This window comes from Azospirillum brasilense, from assembly GCF_005222205.1.
Taxonomy (GTDB): domain Bacteria; phylum Pseudomonadota; class Alphaproteobacteria; order Azospirillales; family Azospirillaceae; genus Azospirillum; species Azospirillum brasilense_G.
The window spans coordinates 2160563-2177054 of the sequence record NZ_CP032345.1 but is presented as its reverse complement, the minus strand read 5'-3'; the positions used below and the strand labels follow the sequence as shown (position 1 = coordinate 2177054).

21 protein-coding genes are annotated in these 16492 nt (G+C 68.9%); 14 read left to right on the top strand and 7 right to left on the bottom strand.

Annotation, left to right across the window (positions count from 1 at the left end; translation table 11 throughout):
* Positions 1-38: 38 nt before the first annotated feature.
* The 4 genes from purC to D3869_RS10530 all read left to right on the top strand — a co-directional run bounded on the left by purC (position 39) and on the right by D3869_RS10530 (position 2555).
* Positions 39-803, top strand: coding sequence for a phosphoribosylaminoimidazolesuccinocarboxamide synthase (purC, locus tag D3869_RS10545; protein ID WP_014239519.1), 765 nt, complete (start codon positions 39-41; stop codon positions 801-803).
* Between the two features lie 46 nt (positions 804-849).
* Positions 850-1092, top strand: coding sequence for a phosphoribosylformylglycinamidine synthase subunit PurS (gene purS / locus D3869_RS10540; protein WP_038529315.1), 243 nt, complete (start codon positions 850-852; stop codon positions 1090-1092).
* Between the two features lie 108 nt (positions 1093-1200).
* On the top strand, positions 1201-1869 hold the full coding sequence (locus D3869_RS10535) for a DNA-3-methyladenine glycosylase family protein (protein WP_094303170.1): 669 nt from the start codon (positions 1201-1203) through the stop codon (positions 1867-1869).
* The gene (locus D3869_RS10530; RefSeq protein WP_137140004.1) at positions 1866-2555 is read left to right on the top strand and encodes an MOSC domain-containing protein; all 690 of its coding nucleotides are present in this window, start codon (positions 1866-1868) and stop codon (positions 2553-2555) included. Before D3869_RS10535 ends, D3869_RS10530 begins: the two co-directional genes overlap by 4 nt.
* 4 nt (positions 2556-2559) lie before the next feature.
* Here the strand turns inward: D3869_RS10530 and D3869_RS10525 are convergent, their stop codons facing one another.
* Positions 2560-3735, bottom strand: a complete 1176-nt coding sequence (locus D3869_RS10525; RefSeq protein ID WP_137140003.1) for an MFS transporter — start codon at positions 3733-3735, stop codon at positions 2560-2562.
* Between the two features lie 101 nt (positions 3736-3836).
* Here D3869_RS10525 and D3869_RS10520 point away from each other — a divergent pair, with 101 nt between their 5' ends.
* The 7 genes from D3869_RS10520 to rarD all read left to right on the top strand — a co-directional run bounded on the left by D3869_RS10520 (position 3837) and on the right by rarD (position 10517).
* Positions 3837-4766 (top strand): LysR substrate-binding domain-containing protein, encoded by a 930-nt coding sequence (locus D3869_RS10520; protein ID WP_137140002.1) that lies wholly within the window; start codon positions 3837-3839, stop codon positions 4764-4766.
* Positions 4767-4964: 198 nt separating this feature from the next.
* Entirely contained in the window at positions 4965-5669 is a 705-nt protein-coding gene (purQ, locus tag D3869_RS10515) for a phosphoribosylformylglycinamidine synthase subunit PurQ (RefSeq protein ID WP_014239512.1), read from the top strand.
* A 32-nt stretch (positions 5670-5701) separates the two neighbouring features.
* Positions 5702-7882, top strand: coding sequence for a phosphoribosylformylglycinamidine synthase subunit PurL (gene purL / locus D3869_RS10510; RefSeq protein WP_137140625.1), 2181 nt, complete (start codon positions 5702-5704; stop codon positions 7880-7882).
* A 324-nt stretch (positions 7883-8206) separates the two neighbouring features.
* Positions 8207-8446 carry a BolA family protein gene (locus D3869_RS10505; protein ID WP_014239509.1) on the top strand — a complete coding sequence of 80 codons (240 nt, stop codon included), beginning with the start codon at positions 8207-8209 and terminating at the stop codon, positions 8444-8446.
* A 48-nt stretch (positions 8447-8494) separates the two neighbouring features.
* Positions 8495-8836, top strand: a complete 342-nt coding sequence (grxD, locus tag D3869_RS10500; RefSeq protein WP_014239508.1) for a Grx4 family monothiol glutaredoxin — start codon at positions 8495-8497, stop codon at positions 8834-8836.
* Positions 8837-8977: 141 nt separating this feature from the next.
* Positions 8978-9412, top strand: a complete 435-nt coding sequence (locus tag D3869_RS10495; RefSeq protein WP_137140001.1) for a hypothetical protein — start codon at positions 8978-8980, stop codon at positions 9410-9412.
* A gap of 100 nt (positions 9413-9512) precedes the next feature.
* A complete protein-coding gene (rarD, locus tag D3869_RS10490) occupies positions 9513-10517 on the top strand; it encodes an EamA family transporter RarD (protein WP_137140000.1) in 1005 nt (334 codons plus the stop codon).
* 6 nt (positions 10518-10523) lie between these two features.
* On the opposite strand, the gene D3869_RS10485 is transcribed toward rarD, so the two are convergent.
* The gene (locus D3869_RS10485; RefSeq protein ID WP_137139999.1) at positions 10524-11195 is read right to left on the bottom strand and encodes a TetR/AcrR family transcriptional regulator; all 672 of its coding nucleotides are present in this window, start codon (positions 11193-11195) and stop codon (positions 10524-10526) included.
* 206 nt (positions 11196-11401) lie between these two features.
* Between D3869_RS10485 and D3869_RS10480 the strand changes: the two genes are divergently transcribed.
* The 3 genes from D3869_RS10480 to D3869_RS10470 all read left to right on the top strand — a co-directional run bounded on the left by D3869_RS10480 (position 11402) and on the right by D3869_RS10470 (position 13224).
* Positions 11402-12505 (top strand): alkene reductase, encoded by a 1104-nt coding sequence (locus D3869_RS10480; RefSeq protein ID WP_137139998.1) that lies wholly within the window; start codon positions 11402-11404, stop codon positions 12503-12505.
* Positions 12506-12658: 153 nt separating this feature from the next.
* The gene (locus tag D3869_RS10475; RefSeq protein ID WP_137139997.1) at positions 12659-12901 is read left to right on the top strand and encodes a hypothetical protein; all 243 of its coding nucleotides are present in this window, start codon (positions 12659-12661) and stop codon (positions 12899-12901) included.
* Positions 12902-12906: 5 nt separating this feature from the next.
* Positions 12907-13224 carry a type II toxin-antitoxin system RelE/ParE family toxin gene (locus tag D3869_RS10470; RefSeq protein WP_175426433.1) on the top strand — a complete coding sequence of 106 codons (318 nt, stop codon included), beginning with the start codon at positions 12907-12909 and terminating at the stop codon, positions 13222-13224.
* Positions 13225-13300: 76 nt separating this feature from the next.
* Here the strand turns inward: D3869_RS10470 and rpsD are convergent, their stop codons facing one another.
* The 5 genes from rpsD to D3869_RS10445 all read right to left on the bottom strand — a co-directional run bounded on the left by rpsD (position 13301) and on the right by D3869_RS10445 (position 16477).
* Positions 13301-13915 carry a 30S ribosomal protein S4 gene (rpsD, locus tag D3869_RS10465; protein ID WP_094303161.1) on the bottom strand — a complete coding sequence of 205 codons (615 nt, stop codon included), beginning with the start codon at positions 13913-13915 and terminating at the stop codon, positions 13301-13303.
* A gap of 218 nt (positions 13916-14133) precedes the next feature.
* A complete protein-coding gene (cowN, locus tag D3869_RS10460) occupies positions 14134-14430 on the bottom strand; it encodes a N(2)-fixation sustaining protein CowN (RefSeq protein ID WP_014239500.1) in 297 nt (98 codons plus the stop codon).
* A 140-nt stretch (positions 14431-14570) separates the two neighbouring features.
* Positions 14571-14783: a hypothetical protein gene (locus D3869_RS10455; protein ID WP_137102424.1), complete on the bottom strand. Its 213-nt coding sequence runs from the start codon at positions 14781-14783 to the stop codon at positions 14571-14573.
* 156 nt (positions 14784-14939) lie between these two features.
* Complete coding sequence (locus tag D3869_RS10450) at positions 14940-15632, bottom strand: PAS domain-containing transcriptional regulator (RefSeq protein ID WP_247895770.1); 693 nt, start codon at positions 15630-15632, stop codon at positions 14940-14942.
* A 74-nt stretch (positions 15633-15706) separates the two neighbouring features.
* A complete protein-coding gene (locus D3869_RS10445; protein WP_137139994.1) occupies positions 15707-16477 on the bottom strand; it encodes an RNA methyltransferase in 771 nt (256 codons plus the stop codon).
* Positions 16478-16492 lie beyond the last annotated feature (15 nt).

Below are 16492 nucleotides of genomic sequence, written 5' to 3'. Positions count from 1 at the left end.
CCCATCGGCCCAGGCTACACGTTTTTGGACGATCTCTCATGACACGACGTCGGCGCATCTACGAAGGCAAGGCGAAGGTCCTGTTCGAAGGTCCCGAGCCGGGCACGCTGGTGCAGTACTTCAAGGACGACGCGACCGCCTTCAACAACCAGAAGAAGGGCATCATCACCGGCAAGGGGGTGCTGAACAACCGCATCTCCGAATACCTGATGAGCCGTTTGTCGGAAATCGGCGTGCCGACGCACTTCGTGCGCCGTCTGAACATGCGCGAGCAGCTGGTTCGCGAGGTCGAGATCATCCCCATCGAGCTGGTCGTGCGCAACACCGCCGCCGGCTCGCTGTCCAAGCGCTTCGGCATCCCGGAAGGGACCCCGCTGCCGCGCTCGATCATCGAGTATTATTACAAGTCCGACGAGCTGAACAATCCCATGGTCACCGAGGAGCACATCACGGCCTTCGGCTGGGCGGCTCCGCAGGACCTCGACGACATGGTGGCGCTGTCGCTCCGCGTGAACGACTATCTGTCGGGCCTCTTCCTCGGCATCGGCCTGCGGCTGGTGGATTTCAAGCTGGAGTTCGGCCGGCTGTGGGAGAACGAGGAGATGCGCATCGTCCTGGCCGACGAGATCAGCCCCGACAACTGCCGCCTGTGGGACATCAAGACCAACGAGAAGCTGGACAAGGACCGCTTCCGCCAGGACCTCGGTCAGGTCGAGGAGGCCTATCAGGAGGTCGCCCGGCGCCTCGGCATCCTGCCCGAAGGCGGCCCGGTGGACGTCAAGGGTCCCAAGACGGTCCAGTAATCCCCTTACCCCTACCCATCAGCACCATCAAGCGAGCGGACATCCGATGAAGGCGAAGGTTCACGTCACCCTCAAGCGCGGCGTTCTCGACCCCCAGGGCAAGGCCATCGCGCACGCGCTGCACACGCTGGGCTTCGACGGCGTCGAGGACGTCCGCGCCGGCAAGGTCATCGAGCTTCAGCTCAAGAGCACCGACGAGGCCGCCGCCCGCAAGGAGGTCGAGGCCATGTGCACCAAGCTGCTGGCCAACACCGTGATCGAAGACTACGCGATCGAGCTGGTGGCCTGAGAGTTCGATGGCCTGAGAGTTGATGGCCTAAGGCCGTCCTCGCTCAATCCTGCCTGTCGGAAAATGGGGGATGCGCAACCGCTGCGCATCCCCCATTTTCGTTCGACCATGTCCATCGACCATCTCTCCGCGCTCGATCCCATCTTCGCCGAGTCCCTGCGCGTCGGCGGCCCGACGGTGCGCGACTTCCGCCGCCCGGACGGCTTTTCCGGCCTGCTCTGCCTGATCATCGAGCAGCAGCTGTCCACCACGGTCGCTGCGGCGCTGTGGGCCAAGCTCCAGGCCATGGTCGGGGTGGTGACCCCCGACGCCATCCTGGCCCTGCCCGACGAGGATCTGCGGGCCTGCGGCCTGTCGCGCCAGAAGATCGGCTACGCCCGCGGGCTGGCTCAGACCGTCGCGGACGGTCGGCTGGACTTCGACGCCATTCACCAGATGGACGACGAGGAGGCCATTGCTGCCCTGATCGCGCTGAAGGGCATCGGGCGCTGGACCGCCGAGATCTACCTGATGATGGCGCTCGGCCGGCCGGACATCTGGCCGGTCGGCGACCTCGCCATCCAGCTCGGCGTGCAGCGGCTGAAGGGTTGGGCGGAGAAGCCGACCCAGGCGCAGCTCCTCGCCGTCGCCGAGCCCTGGCGCCCGCACCGCAGCCTCGCCGCCCAACTCGTCTGGCACCATTACGTGGCCCTGCAGGAGCAGGCCAGAGCCCTGAAGCCGGCCAAACAGAGGCCGGCCAAAGACAAGAAGACGCCCCAAGGAAAGACGACACCGTGACCGAGACCACCATCACCGCCGTCCTCGTCGGCAAGGCCGCCCCCTTCGGCCCGCCGGGGCGAACCAGCGCCATCGCCAAGTCCCCGGTGGACGGCCCGCGCGCGGTCGGCCCCGAAGGCTTCCTGGACGACGAGCAGGCCGACCGCCGCGTCCATGGCGGGCCGGACAAGGCCATCCACCATTACCCGCTGGACCACCATCCGGCGTGGCGGGACGAGCTGGGCGCAGAGGTGCCGCTGCTCGGCCAGCCCGGCGCCTTCGGCGAGAACCTCGCCACGCTGGGCCTGACCGAGGCCGACGTCTGCGTCGGCGACCGCTTCCGCGCCGGCACCGCCCTGCTTGAGGTCGCCCAGGCCCGCCAGCCCTGCTGGAAGCTGAACCACCGCTTCGCCGTGCCCGACATGGCCAAGCGCGTCCAGACCACCGGGCGCACCGGCTGGTACTATCGCGTGCCGGAACCCGGCCAGATCGCCCCCGGCGACCGGCTGACCCTGGTCGAGCGGCCCTACCCGCAATGGACGCTCGCCCGGCTGCTCCACGTTCTCTATGTGGACACGCAGAATCGTGACGCCCTGGCCGAGATGGCCGCCCTGCCGGTGCTGGCCCAGACGTGGCGGACGCTGGCCGAGCGCCGGCTGACCCAGGGCGTCGAGGATTGGAGCAAGCGCCTGAACGGCGGCGACTGATCCCTCAGCGGCGGGCGGTCGCCCACAGCACGCCCGCAGCACCCACCGCCACCAGCGCCAGGACGGCGGACAGCAGAAGCGCCGCCGTCTCCCCCGCCCGCTCGATGATGACCGCGTAGCCCATCGGTGCCAGCGCGGCGGCGTAGAAGCTCGGCACCAGCAGCCGCCCGACCGTCCGGCCGTAGCTCTGCGGGTCGAACAGCACCAGCGGCAGCGTGCCGCGCACGATGGTCGCCAGCCCGGCCCCCGCCCCGAACAGCAGGGAGAAGGCGACGCCGGCGGCCAGCACCGCGCCGCTCCATAGCCCGATCAGAAAGCCGGGCAGCAGCAGCCCGCAGGCGAGCAGCGCCAGGGCGGTGGGATGCAGGCGGGACCCGGACAGCACCTCGCACAGCCGGGCCGAGGACTGGCCGACGCCGCGCACCGTGGAGATCCACACCGCCGCCGCGGGCGCCGCCCCCAGCCCGACCAGGATGCCGATCATGTGCGCCGACATCGCCGAGGTCAGCACGCCGACCGCCGTGGTCATCACCATGTAGAACACGGGTGCCACCCAGCGCCGCCGCGGCGAACCCGCGGGTCCGGCGGGCTCCGTCCCGGCGGGCGGCGCCGGGCGCACGTAGCGGTCGGACGGGATGGCGGCGTGCAGCGGGATCGTCAGCAGCGCGATGACGGCGTAGGCGACCAGGGCGCCGCGCCAGCCCCAGGCGTCGGCCATCGCCTGCCCCACCGGCCACAGCACCGTCGAGGCCAGCCCGCCCAGCAGGGTGATCTGCGAGATCGGCACCCGCGCCAGCGGGCCGCCCAGCCGGGCCAGGGCGGCAAAGGCCGCCTCGTACAGGCTCGCCCGCATCGCCAGACCCAGCACCAGCCAGGAGGCGTAGTAGCTCACCAGCCCCGTCGAGGAGGCCAGCCCCAGGCACCCCGCCGCCGTCAGCAGCGAGCCGATGACCATCACCGGGCGTCCGCCCCAGCGGTCGATGGCCCGCCCGACGCTGCCCGACACCACCCCCATGACCAGAAGCGCCGCCGTGAAGCCGCCGAACGCCACCGGCAGGCTCAGGCCGAGATCGGCGGCCATGGGACTCCCGAAGATGGCGATCAGGTAATAGGAAATCCCCCAGCACAGCAGCTGCGAGACGCCGAGGAACCAGACCAACCGGCGGGTGATGTGCGACATGGCGGACCAGGAGAGGACGGAAAGCGGCAGGCACCCTAGCCAGCCGGTCGGACACCGACAAACGACTTGTCTTCCGCCAACCGGTGAGAAAAACTCAACGGATGCCCTCCCGCCTTCCGCCGCTGAACGCCCTGCGCGCCTTCGTCGCCGCCGCCCGCCATTCCAGCTTCCGCCTCGCCGCGGAGGAGCTGAACGTCACCCCCGGCGCGGTCAGCCGCCAGATCCGCAGCCTGGAACTCTTCCTCGGCATTCCCCTGTTCGACCGCAGCCAGCGGCAGGTCCGGCTGACCGAGGCCGGGGCGCGCTACTTCACCCGCATCGCCGACCTGTTCACCGAGATCCAGCAGGCGACCGACACGCTGCTTGACGGCGACGGGCGGCGGACGCTGCGGGTGGACTGCATCCCGACCTTCGCCATGCATTGGCTGTTGCCGCGCCTGCCCCTGTTCCAGCAGCGCTTCCCCGAGCTGGCGGTGTCGCTGTCCACCGCCCCCGGCCCGATCGACACCAGCCGTCCCTTCGACTACGCCATCCGCCGCGACCCCGCCCATTTCGCCGGGCTGAAGCCGCTGCCCCTGATGCGCGAGCATTGCGTGCCGGTGTGCAGCCCGTCCCTGCCGGGGCTGGAGACGCTGCGCAGCCCCGCCGACCTGACCCGTCGGACGGTCATCACCATCCGCGCCCGCGCCGACCTGCTGCCGGCCTGGAGCACGGCGCACGGGCTGGAGCTGGACGCCTTCCGCAGCCGGATGGAGGTCGACCACACCTATTTCGCCATCCAGGCGGCTGAGGACGGGCTGGGCGTCGCCATCGTGCCCCGGCTGTTCGTGGAACGCCCGCTGGAGACCGGCCGGCTGACCGCGCCGCTGGGGGCCGAGGGGGTGGTGTCCGGCCATTATTACCTGCTGGAAAGCCGCCAGCGCGGCCACACCGAGGCGCCGGCCTTTCCCGACTGGCTGCGCGAACAGGCCATGACGTCCGGCAATCCCTCTCCCGCCCCGGGAGAGGGTGCCTGCGAAGCAGGCGGGTGAGGGTCGTGCAAGGATCAAGGCACCGATCCTTGACGGCACCCTCACCCTCCCGCCGCAAGCGGCGGGCCCCTCCCTCTCCCGGGGCGGGAGAGGGGTTTCGCTTTGCGGAATGGGTCCTTGCCCTTGCTTTGGCGGGGCGGGGCCTTTAGTGTCCGGCCTCGAACCGTTCCCCCCACGACGCCGGATTTTCCAAGCCCCATGAAGGCCGCCGTCATCGTTTTCCCCGGCTCCAACCGCGAACGCGACGCCGTCGCCGCGCTGGAGGCCGCCAGCGGAACCAAGCCGCATCTGGTCTGGCACCGCGACACCGAACTGCCCAAGGTCGATCTCATCCTCGTGCCGGGCGGCTTCTCCTATGGCGACTATCTGCGCTCCGGCGCCATGGCGGCGCACTCGCCGATCATGCGCGAGGTCAAGGCGCGGGCCGATCAGGGCGTGCGGGTGCTCGGCATCTGCAACGGCTTCCAGATCATCACCGAGGCGGGGCTGCTGCCCGGCGCGCTGATGCGCAACGCCAAGCTGAAGTTCATCTGCCGCACCGTGCATCTGCGGGTGGAGAACACGGACAGCCCCTTCACGGCCAAGTACCGCAAGGGCCAGATCGTCCGCTACCCGGTGGCGCACGGCGACGGCAACTACTGGACCGACGCCGAGACGGTGAAGCGGCTGGACGGCGAGGGCCAGGTGGCCTTCCGCTACGTCAGCGACGAGGGCGACGCCGCCCCGCGCTGGAACCGGAACGACTGGAACCCGAACGGTTCGCTGGACAACATCGCCGGCATCTTCAACGCCAAGCGCACCGTGCTCGGCCTGATGCCGCACCCCGAGGACGCGGTGTCCGCCTTCCATGGCAACACCGACGGCAAGCCCATGTTCGACGGTCTGGTGGAGGCCCTGTCGTGACCACCGCGCAGCAGCCCGCAGTCTCCCTGGAGATGGCCCGCGAGTTCGGCCTGTCCGAAGGGGAATACAACAACGCCCTGGAGATCCTGGGGCGCCAGCCGACCTACACGGAGCTGGGCATCATCTCGGTGATGTGGTCGGAGCATTGCTCCTACAAGTCGTCGAAGAAGTGGCTGATGACGCTGCCGACCACCGGCCCGCAGGTCATCTGCGGCCCCGGCGAGAACGCCGGCGTGGTCGATGCCGGCGACGGCGACGCCATCATCTTCAAGATGGAGAGCCACAACCACCCGTCCTACATCGAGCCCTTCCAGGGTGCGGCGACGGGCGTGGGCGGCATCCTGCGCGACGTGTTCACCATGGGCGCCCGGCCCATCGCGAACATGAACGCGCTGCGCTTCGGCGCGCCCGAGCATCCCAAGACCCGCCATCTGGTGTCGGGCGTGGTGGCCGGCATCGCCCATTACGGCAACTGCGTCGGCGTGCCGACGGTCGGCGGCGAGACCAACTTCCACCCGGCCTACAACGGCAACATCCTGGTCAACGCGATGACCGTGGGCGTCGCCAAGGCCGACCGGATCTTCTATTCCGCCGCCGCGGGCGTCGGCAACCCGGTGGTCTATGTCGGCTCCAAGACGGGCCGCGACGGCATCCACGGCGCCACCATGGCGTCGGCCGAGTTCAGCGAGGATTCGGAGGAGAAGCGCCCGACCGTGCAGGTCGGCGACCCCTTCACCGAGAAGCTGCTGATCGAGGCCTGCCTGGAACTGATGGAGACGGACGCCATCGTCGCCATCCAGGACATGGGTGCGGCCGGCCTCACCTCCTCCTCGGTCGAGATGGCCGGCAAGGGCGGCCTCGGCATCGAGCTGGTGCTCGACGACGTGCCGATGCGCGAGGAGGGGATGACCCCCTACGAGATCATGCTCTCCGAAAGCCAGGAGCGCATGCTGATCATCCTAAAGCCCGGCCGCGAGGACGTCGCCAAGGCGATCTTCGACAAGTGGGAGCTGGACTTCGCCGTGATCGGCACGCTGACCGACAACGGCAAGCTGGTCATCAAGATGCACGGCCAGACCTGGTGCGACATGCCGATCGCGCCGGTCTCCAACGCCTCGCCGCTCTACGACCGTCCGTGGGAGCCGACCCCGGCCGCCGCGGAGCTGGAGGACGCCGTGCGCGCCCTGCCGGCCGACAAGTCGCTGGGCGACATCCTGGAAAAAATCATGTCCTGCCCCGATCAGGCGTCCAAGCGCTGGATCTGGGAGCAGTATGACAGCCTCGTGAACGGCGACACCCGCTTCATGTCCGGTCAGGCCGACGCGGGCGTGGTGCGGCTGCCCGGCCAGAGCAAGGGCATCGCCGTCACCACCGACTGCACCCCGCGCTACTGCCTCGCCGATCCGGTGCGCGGTGGCGCCCAGGCGGTGGCCGAGGCCTACCGCAACCTGTCCGCCGTCGGCGCCCTGCCGCTGGCCGTCACCGACAACATGAACTTCGGCAACCCTGAGAAGCCGCGGATCATGGGCCAGTTCGTCGGCGCCATCCAGGGCATGGCCGACGCCTGCCGCGCGCTGGACTTCCCGGTCGTGTCGGGCAACGTGTCGCTCTACAACGAAACCAACGGCGAGGCGATCCTGCCGACCCCGGCCATCGGCGCCGTCGGCCTGCTGCCGGACGCCATGATCGCCGTCGGCATCGCCTTCCGGAACGAGGGCGACACGATCCTGCTCGTCGGCGAGGGCACCGGCCATCTCGGCCAGTCGCTCTACCTGCGGGAGATCCTGGGCCGTGAGGACGGTCCGCCGCCGCCGGTCGATCTGGCGGTGGAGCGCCGCAACGGCGAGTTCGTCCGCAGCCTGATCGCCGAGGGTCTGGTGGTGTCGAGCCACGACATCCAGGACGGCGGCCTGCTGGTCACCGTGGCCGAGATGGCCATGGCCGGCGGCATCGGCGCCAACCTGTCGGGCCTCGACGGTGCCGACGCCGGCATCCTGTTCGGCGAGGACCAGGGCCGCTACGTCCTGGCCGTCCGTCCGGAGAAGGCCGCCGCGGTGCAGGAGAAGGCCCGGGGCGCCGGCGTGCCGGTGAGCGTGCTCGGCAAGACCAACGGCACGGCCCTGACCGGCCGTGGCGGCGAGGCGATCACCATCGCCCGCCTGAAGAAGGCCAACGAGGCCTGGCTGCCCGGCTACATGGCCGCCGCCGAGTGATCGGACGCGGTTGAGGGTTCGAAGAACGGAAGGCCGGGCCATCGCCCGGCCTTTTCGTTTTGGGGCGGAGTCTTGCCACCACCCTTCCCACGGCTGCGCCGCAGGCCCCTTCCCTCCCCCGCTTCGCAGGAGAGGGAGATCAGTCCCCTCCCCTGCGAAGCGGGGGAGGGTTAGGGAGGGGACAAGGCTCGATGGTGGGCAAGCACCACCAAACCCTTCGCACCGCGGAATGTCGTCGCTTCTCCGGTGACAAACCCGGTCGGTCCGCCTAATTATACGGGCAGTGCCCGCATGGGCAGGGTTTGACGGAACAGGATGACGGCCATGGCGATGGAAGCCGCGGTGATCGAGAAGCTCATCAGGGAAGGCATCCCGGACGCGACGGTGGAGATCGCCGACCTGCGCGGCGACGGCGACCATTACGCCGCGCTGGTCACCTCCGCCGCCTTCAAGGGCAAGTCGCGCGTGCAGCAGCACCAGATGGTCTACGCCGCCCTCCAGGGCAAGATGGGCGGGGAGCTGCACGCCCTGGCCCTGACCACCGCCGTGCCGGAAGGCGTGTAGGACGGCATCCCCGCAAGTCACGATGACATCGTAAGAAGGCCGAGAGACATGGTTGACCAGAACGTCAAGGATCGCATCGAGCAGGACATCAAGGGCAACGATGTCGTGCTGTACATGAAGGGCACGCCCGTCTTCCCGCAGTGCGGCTTCTCCGCCGCCGTCGTCCAGGTGCTCAGCACCGTCGGCGTGAAGTTCAAGGGCATCAACATCCTGGAGGACCCGGGCCTGCGCCAGGGGCTGAAGGACTACTCGAACTGGCCGACCTTCCCGCAGCTCTACGTCAAGGGCGAGCTGGTCGGCGGCTGCGACATCGTGCGCGAGATGTACGAGTCGGGCGAGCTGCAGTCGCTGCTGGCCGACAAGGGCGTCGCGACGGGCGCCAACGCCTGATCGGCCAGCCGCGCCGCAGACCTGTGACAAAGGGCTCCGCCACGGCGGGGCCCTTTTCCTTTGGCGGAACAGGCCCCGGCCGCCCTTGTTTTTCCATCGACGAACCCGCGGAGGTGTCGGCACGGAAAAGGAGGCCCGGTCATGGACAAGCGTGCGTTTCCAGCGGCGGCGCTGCTGGCTCTGATGGCTCTTCCCGCTCAGGCGCAGGGCCAGGACGGAACGGTCCCGAAGCAGGAGCGGCTGACCGCCTGCCGGGACGAGGTGTCCCGCTTCTCCGACCTGTTTCTGGGCGACAAGGTGGTGGCCGGCGGGCGAAACCACACCGCCCTGACCGGTGAGCAGAAGGACCGGCTGCGCGGCCTGCTGGGCGAGGCGCGGTCCGCCGCCGGCAAGGGCGATCCGGACGGCTGCGTGGACCGGCTGCGCGAGGCCCGCGCGCTGGTCCGCAACGAAGGCGTCGGCACCAACGTCCCGATCGGCCGGGGCTCCTCGGGGTCGTCCGGCGCGATGCCGCGGAGCAGCGCCCCCACCAGCAATGGAAGCGGAAGCGGCACCGCAGGCGGCGGAGGCGGCTGAGCGGGAAAACCCCTGCGCGAAATGCGGCATTCCCGGCGCGCAGTGCGGGCATGAGGGGGCGTTCCTATCGCCCATTTCTTGGGCATGGTAAAGGGGAGCCATGGCCCAGACTCCCTCCCCCTCCTTGCCGCAGGCCGACGGGCGCAACCCCGCCACCCTGGGCTTCGCCGCTGCCCTGACCGCCTTCCTGATCTGGGGGGGGCTGGCGCCGATCTTCTTCAAGCAGCTCGGCAACGTCGGGGCGGTGGAGGTCGTCGCCCACCGGGTGCTGTGGACCGTGGTGCTGGTCGGGCTGTGGCTGGTGCCGACGCGCGGCCTGTCCGGCATCGTGCGCGGGGTGGGAAGCTGGCGGCGGCTGGGCATCTTCCTGGTGACGACGGCGCTGATCGGCAGCAACTGGACCATCTTCATCTGGGCCGTGAACAACGGCCATTTGGTGCAGTCCAGCCTCGGCTATTACATCAACCCGATCATCAACGTGCTGCTCGGCATGGCCTTCCTTCAGGAGCGGCTGTCGAAGCGGCAGGGCGTGGCGGTGGTGATCGCGGCGGCGGGCGTGCTGAGCCTCGTCCTGTCCTACGGGGAGGTTCCCTGGGTGGCGCTGTCGCTGGCCTTGACCTTCGGCGTCTACGCGCTGGTCCGCAAGAAGGCGGCCATCGACCCGGTGATCGGGCTGCTGGTGGAAACGGTGCTGCTGGTGCCGCCGGCCATCGCCTATCTGCTGTGGCTCGGCGCCCATGGGCTGGGGAACTTCGGTGTCCACGGGCTGGGCACCGACCTGCTGATCATCCTGACCGGCCCGGTGACGGCCATCCCGCTGGTGCTGTTCATGGTCGGCGCCGCCCGGCTGAAGCTGTCGACCATCGGCATCCTGCAATACATCAGCCCGACCGGGCAGCTCCTGCTCGGCGTCGCGGTCTATGGGGAGGCCTTCACCTCCTCCCACCTGCTGGCCTTCGTGTGCATCTGGGTGGCGCTGGCGCTCTATTCGGCGGACGCGCTGTTCACCCACCGGGCGGCCCGCGCCGAGGCCCGCGCAGAGCAGAACCGGGCTGAACAAAACCGGGCGGAGCAGGCCCGCGCCGCCGCCTGCCGCGCCGATTGAGGCGGCTCAAGCCCGCGGCGCGAGGCCGTGGGCCATGGTGTGGGCGAGCGTCTTCACCACCTCGTTGACGCGGTCCGGGCAGCGCCCGAACACCACCTGATCGAGAAAGCCCAGCCCGAAGCTGAGCGTGGCGATGCCCGCCGCGACGTGGGCGAGGTCGGCGTCCGCCGCGATCGCCCCGCGCTCGCGGAAGATCTCCAGCCGGCTGAGCAGGCAGGGAATTCGGCTTTCCGACAGGGTGCGCGCCATCTCGTTCGCAATGTCGGGATCGACCAGCGCGCGCGCCAGCATCACCCGCGTGAAGTCGCGGCACTTCCAGGCGTGGCGGAGCTGGTGCAGCAGAAACGCCGCCAGATCCTCCTCCAGATCGTCGCCGGGCGGCGGCATGGCGCAGCCGCTCCCCTCCTCGCGCCCGTAGCGCTCGACGACGGCCAGCAGCAGGCCGGCCTTGCCCGAGAAATAGCGCTGGATCAACTGCTCGTTCACGCCCGCGCGTCCGGCGATGTCGCGCGTGGTCGCGGCGTCAAAGCCACGCTCGGCGAACACCATCTTGGCCGCGTCCAGCAGCACGCCCTTGGTCGCCTCGCGGTCGCGCTTGCGCGCGGGCATATCGGCCCCGGCGGCGCAACAGCCGTCGTCGATCGCCGGGGCGGTGTCCGGGGTGTTGGTCTTGTCCACGATGCAGGCCCTCTCACTGGCCGCCGATCCGTGCGGCGGCTGAAATGATAATAGGTATGCACGTGCATACTTGACAAGCCTGGATGGCGCAGGCAAGTATGTACGCACATACATACCGGGCACCGCCCAACCCGCGGAACCCCGGCCCCCACTCTGGGATGCCCCAACGTGGGACCCGATTTTTGAATCGAGAGGGCAACCGCATCATGACCACCGCCGATCTGTTCACGCCGCTGCGTCTGGGCTCCATGGAACTGCCGAACCGCGTCATCATGGCGCCGATGACCCGCAGCCGCGCGGGCGAGGGCAACGTTCCCACCCCGTTGATGGCCGAGTATTACGGCCAGCGCGCCTCCGCCGGCCTCATCATCACCGAGGCGACGCAGGTCTCGGCCACCGCCCAGGGCTATCCAAGCACGCCGGGCATCCACACCGACGCGCAGACGCTCGCCTGGCGCCGCATCGCGGAGGAGGTCCACGCCAAGGGCGGGCTGATCGCCGCGCAGCTCTGGCACGTCGGCCGCATTTCCCACACGGAATTCCAGCCGAACGGCGCTCTGCCGGTCGCGCCCTCGGCGATCGCCGCCGCCGGCGAGTCCTACACCAGCAAGGGCCTGGTGCCCTTCCCCACCCCGCGCGCCCTGGAGACCGACGAGATTCCCGGTCTGGTCAAGGCCTTCGCCGACGCCGCCAAGCGCGCGGTGTTCGACGCCGGGCTGGACGGCGTGGAGATCCACGGCGCCAACGGTTATCTGATCGACCAGTTCCTGCGCGACCGCAGCAACAAGCGCACCGACCGCTACGGCGGCGGCGTGGAGAACCGGGCGCGCTTCCTGCTGGAGATCGTGGACGCGGTGAGCACCGCCGTCGGCCCCGGCCGGGTCGGCGTCCGGCTGTCGCCGACCGGCACCTTCAACGACATGGCCGACAGCGACCCGCGGGCGCTCTACACCCACGTCACCGAGGCGCTGAACCCCTTCGGCCTCGCCTTCCTGCACGTCATCGAAGGCCAGCCGGGCCACCATATGGCCCCGCCGGAGGGCGCCCCGCATCTGGCGGCGGAGCTGCGCCGGATCTTCAAGGGTCCCTTCATCATCAATGGCGGCTACAGCAAGGAGCAGGCCGAGGCGGCCATCGCCGCCGGCGCTGCGGACGCGGTGAGCTTCGGCGAGCCCTTCATCGCCAACCCGGACCTGCCGGAGCGCTTCCGCCGCAACGCGGCGCTGAACACGCCGGACAAGGCCAGCTACTACGGCGGCGATGCCCGCGGCTACACCGACTATCCGGCGCTGGAAACGGCCGACGCCTGATCCCTCTCCCCCGCGGGGATTGCCCCCGATCCCCGCACCTCAAGGCCGGGACCCGCAAGGGTTCCGGCTTTTTTCTTTCTGCCGTCCCACCAGCGCGGACGTTGCCCATTCCGGGAATCGGCTGTTATCCTGAGCTGAGCGAAGGAGACAGGCATGAGCGTGATTCTGCCGCGCAACATCGAACAGATGGCTGAACGCCGCGCCAGCGAAGCCGGCTTTCAGGATGTCGCCTCCTATCTTGCCCATCTCATCGCCGCCGATGCCCGCGATGCATCCGACGAAGCTCTGGAAGGCGCCTTATTGGAGGGGCTTGAAGGAGACGGCGAAGAGTGGGATGCCGAGGCAATGCGGGCTGAATGCCGGGCCACGCTGAGCGCAACCCGCAAAGACATCTGAACGCCATGCGCATCCTTCCGAGCCAACGCGCGCGGAAGGACATTCTCGACCATTACACCTACATCGGCCTTCGGGATGAGGCGGCCGCCGAACGTTTCTTGACCGCCATCGACCGCAGCTTCGCCCGGATCGCCGAGCATCCCGACATAGGATCGACCCGGCTTTGGCGAAATCCAGCGCTTCGCGGCATCCGGGCGTGGCCCGTCGCCGGGTTTGACCGTCACCTGATCTACTACTGCCGCCAGGGGCCGGATGCGCTGAGGGTTCTGCGCATTCTCCACGGAGCGGCCCTGTCCGACGGGGTTTTGCGGACGCCGTACTGAAACACGGCCGCCCATCCCAAACGAAAAAGGCCGCGCCCGGAGGCGCGGCCTTTCGCGTGACGGCTGGGCCGAACGGTCAGCGCGAGTAGAACTCGACGACCAGGTTCGGTTCCATCTGGACCGGGTACGGAATGTCGGCCAGCAGCGGGACGCGCACGAAGCGGCCCTTCAGGGCGCCGGAGTCGACTTCCAGGTAGTCCGGGGTGTCGCGCTCACCCGAGGCGGCGGCCTCGAGGATGAGGGCCATCTGCTTGGACTTGGCGCGCACCTCGATGGTGTCGCCTTCCTTGATCTGGGCCGACGGGATGTTCAGGCGGCGGCCGTTGACCAGGATGTGGCCGTGGTTGATGATCTGGCGCGCGGCGAACGGGGTCGGCGCGAACTTCATGCGGTAGACCACCGCGTCCAGGCGGCGCTCCAGCAGGCCCACCAGGTTCTCGCCGGTGTCGCCCTTGCGGCGCACGGCCTCGGCGTAGATGCGGCGGAACTGCTTCTCGCCGATGTTGCCGTAGTAGCCCTTCAGCTTCTGCTTCGCCATGAGCTGCAGGCCGTAGTCGGACGGCTTCTTGCGGCGCTGGCCGTGCTGGCCCGGGCCATACTCACGCTTGTTGATCGGCGACTTGCCGCGGCCCCAGAGGTTGACGCCGAGGCGGCGGTCGATCTTGTACTTGGACTGTTGACGCTTGGCCATTTTGGTCCTCGGTGGAACACGAGTTGGTTTTGTCCCGGTAGTTCCGCGGAACAGGCCGCGGACGGGGCGCAAACAAGAGGCACGCCCGCTTTCCCAGGAGTGAAGGCGCGCACTATACGGATTCGGCGCGCCTTGTCAAACCATGAGTCGGGTCAAACCATGAGTCGGGTCAAACCATGAGTCGGGTCAAACCATGAGTCGTGTCGAACCTCGAAGCCTCAGCAGCACTCGTCCTCAAGCTGGCGCAGCATGGCCAGACCTTCCTCGTCTTCATACTCTTCGAAGAGGTCGGAGATGTAGTAGACGTTGGCGCAGAGCAGGCACAGCCCGTCCGCCTGACGCTTCAACGGGTCGTCGGCCACGGCCAGCTTCGCCCGGAAGCGTTCCCAGAAGGCGTTGGTCTTGGCCGGATCGTCGATGTGCATGTACAGGCGCTCGATGATGCGGCGGGAGTTGCCCTCGCAGTCGATGCCCTTGAAGGAGACGTAGCGGTCGGGAGTGTCGGTTGCGTCCACGGTCGTGATCCCACGAAGGAGGGTTGTGTTGACATCCCTCATCGCGGAAGGCGGGTCCAGGAACAAGACCCGCTGCACGAACGGCGGGCGGGCGGCGTGAACGGCGGGAGCCCTGCGCGAACGGTTCGCGCTCTTACCATTCAGGCGGCGTGCGACAGCTCTTCCTCGGTGAAGTCCAGCAGCGTGTTCAGCCGCTGCGGGGTCAGCGCCTCGATCCCCTCGTGCCACATCACCTCGCCGAACAGCGCGTGCAGGGCGGCCAGCCGTTCCGGCGAGAGCGCGGTCAGACGGTCGCCATAATACTCCACCACGAGCTGGTCCACATAGGCGTGGTCGTCGTCCAGGAAAGCCATGGCCTTATCTCCTCGTCATCGTGGCGCCCACCCGATGCGGGCGCCGGCCATGGCCTTGTTCTACGCCTGCGGCGGCACCGGACGATTGAGGCGGATCAACCGCCCCCGGAAGTCACAGGCCGGCCGGAACAACCCTGATGCGCGCAGGGGGAAAGGCTAAAGGGCCAACAGCTTCTTCAACCGCTCGATCCGTCCGCGGCTGACCGGCACGCGGGGGGAACCGGGGGCGGCCATGACGAAGGCGGCCCGCCCGTCGCTGCGGTCGATGGCCTGGGCGTGGCGCAGGTTGACCAGGTAGCGGCGATGCGCCCGCACGAATTGCCGCCCGTCGAGCCGCGCCTCCAGCTCCGACAGGGAGAGCGAGCAGAAGAAGGCGCCGTCCGCCGTGTGAACCCGCGTGTAATGGCCGTCGGCCTGCACATAGACCGCGTCGGCGGGGTCGATCAGCACCACGCCCTGCCGCGTCGTGATCGGCAGCTTGACCAGCGGCGTGACCGGTTCGGGCGCCGCGTCCACAGGCACGGGCGGAACTGGCTCGGGAAACGCCTTCCCGTTCACCTCGAACAGCATCAGGGCCAGCGCGGCCCCGCCGCCCGGCGGCAGGGCGGTGGCCTTCACCACGATGGTCCGCCCCGGCAGGGCCACCATCATGGAGCTGGCCGCCGCCGGGGAGTCCGGGTCGTGCGCCGCGGCCAGCAGCAGTTCCACCTTGGCGCGGCTGCCCGGCGGATGCAGGTCGTGCAGGCTGGCCCCCAGCAGCGGACGGTCGCGCCCCAGCATCCGCGCCACGGAGGCGTTGACCGACACCACGCGCCGGTCGCCGTCGAGCAGGACGAGGCCAACGTCCATATGCTGCAAGGTGTATTCCATGGGGCAGTATAGGCCGCGATTCGCCCCGGAAGGGAAGAGGTTAGGGAAGAGGGTTACGGTTCGCCCTTGCGCCGTCCGGTCAGCGCCGCGACGACGCCGTGGAAAGTGCGGACCTCCTGTTCGGTCATCTGCATCCGCTCCAGCGCGTTGCGCAGCGTGCGGACCATGGAGGGACGCTTCTCCGGCGAGGTGAAGAAGCCGGTGCGGTCGAGGTCGCCTTCCAGATGCTCGAAGAAGTTCACAAGCTCCGCCTTGGTCGCCGGACGGGTCTGGCCAGTGTGCAGAACGCGGTCCGGCGGGATCTCGCCGGTCTGGAACCACTCGTAGCCGATCAGCAGAACCGCCTGCGCCAGATTGAGCGAGGAGAAGGCCGGGTTCAGCGGCACGGTGATCAGCGTTGAAGCCAGCGTCAGGTCGTCGTTGACCAGACCGGTGCGCTCCGGCCCGAACAGCACGCCGGTCTTGTGCCCGGCGTCGACATGGGCGCGCAGCTCCGTCGCGGCGACGCGCGGGGTGACGAACTCTTGGATCATCCCGCGGGTGCGGACGGTGGTGGCGAAGACCACGTTGAGGTCGGCCACGGCCTCCGCGGTCGTCTCATAGAGCTTCGCCCCGTCCAGCACCAGATCGGCGCCCGACGCCGCGGCCACCGCCTTCTCGTTCGGCCAGCCGTCGCGCGGCTTCACCAGACGCAGCTCGGTCAGGCCGCAGTTGAGCATGGCCCGCGCGCAGGCGCCGATGTTCTCGCCGAGCTGGGGCTGCACGAGGATGATGGTCGGGCCGCCCAGGACGGAGGGCCGGTTGGGGTCTTTGCCGGAGGTCATGATCTGAACTTTGGT

Excerpts from the sequence above, each read along its gene's own strand:
- purC (WP_014239519.1), top strand. The coding sequence starts at position 39 with ATGACACGACGTCGGCGCATCTACGAAGGCAAGGCGAAGGTCCTGTTC.
- purS (WP_038529315.1), top strand. The coding sequence starts at position 850 with ATGAAGGCGAAGGTTCACGTCACCCTCAAGCGCGGCGTTCTCGACCCC.
- D3869_RS10535 (WP_094303170.1), top strand. The coding sequence starts at position 1,201 with ATGTCCATCGACCATCTCTCCGCGCTCGATCCCATCTTCGCCGAGTCC.
- D3869_RS10525 (WP_137140003.1), bottom strand. The coding sequence starts at position 3,735 with ATGTCGCACATCACCCGCCGGTTGGTCTGGTTCCTCGGCGTCTCGCAG.
- D3869_RS10520 (WP_137140002.1), top strand. The coding sequence starts at position 3,837 with ATGCCCTCCCGCCTTCCGCCGCTGAACGCCCTGCGCGCCTTCGTCGCC.
- purQ (WP_014239512.1), top strand. The coding sequence starts at position 4,965 with ATGAAGGCCGCCGTCATCGTTTTCCCCGGCTCCAACCGCGAACGCGAC.
- purL (WP_137140625.1), top strand. The coding sequence starts at position 5,702 with ATGGCCCGCGAGTTCGGCCTGTCCGAAGGGGAATACAACAACGCCCTG.
- D3869_RS10505 (WP_014239509.1), top strand. The coding sequence starts at position 8,207 with ATGGCGATGGAAGCCGCGGTGATCGAGAAGCTCATCAGGGAAGGCATC.
- grxD (WP_014239508.1), top strand. The coding sequence starts at position 8,495 with ATGGTTGACCAGAACGTCAAGGATCGCATCGAGCAGGACATCAAGGGC.
- D3869_RS10495 (WP_137140001.1), top strand. The coding sequence starts at position 8,978 with ATGGACAAGCGTGCGTTTCCAGCGGCGGCGCTGCTGGCTCTGATGGCT.
- rarD (WP_137140000.1), top strand. The coding sequence starts at position 9,513 with ATGGCCCAGACTCCCTCCCCCTCCTTGCCGCAGGCCGACGGGCGCAAC.
- D3869_RS10480 (WP_137139998.1), top strand. The coding sequence starts at position 11,402 with ATGACCACCGCCGATCTGTTCACGCCGCTGCGTCTGGGCTCCATGGAA.
- D3869_RS10475 (WP_137139997.1), top strand. The coding sequence starts at position 12,659 with ATGAGCGTGATTCTGCCGCGCAACATCGAACAGATGGCTGAACGCCGC.
- D3869_RS10470 (WP_175426433.1), top strand. The coding sequence starts at position 12,907 with ATGCGCATCCTTCCGAGCCAACGCGCGCGGAAGGACATTCTCGACCAT.
- rpsD (WP_094303161.1), bottom strand. The coding sequence starts at position 13,915 with ATGGCCAAGCGTCAACAGTCCAAGTACAAGATCGACCGCCGCCTCGGC.
- D3869_RS10455 (WP_137102424.1), bottom strand. The coding sequence starts at position 14,783 with ATGGCTTTCCTGGACGACGACCACGCCTATGTGGACCAGCTCGTGGTG.
- D3869_RS10450 (WP_247895770.1), bottom strand. The coding sequence starts at position 15,632 with ATGGACGTTGGCCTCGTCCTGCTCGACGGCGACCGGCGCGTGGTGTCG.
- D3869_RS10445 (WP_137139994.1), bottom strand. The coding sequence starts at position 16,477 with ATGACCTCCGGCAAAGACCCCAACCGGCCCTCCGTCCTGGGCGGCCCG.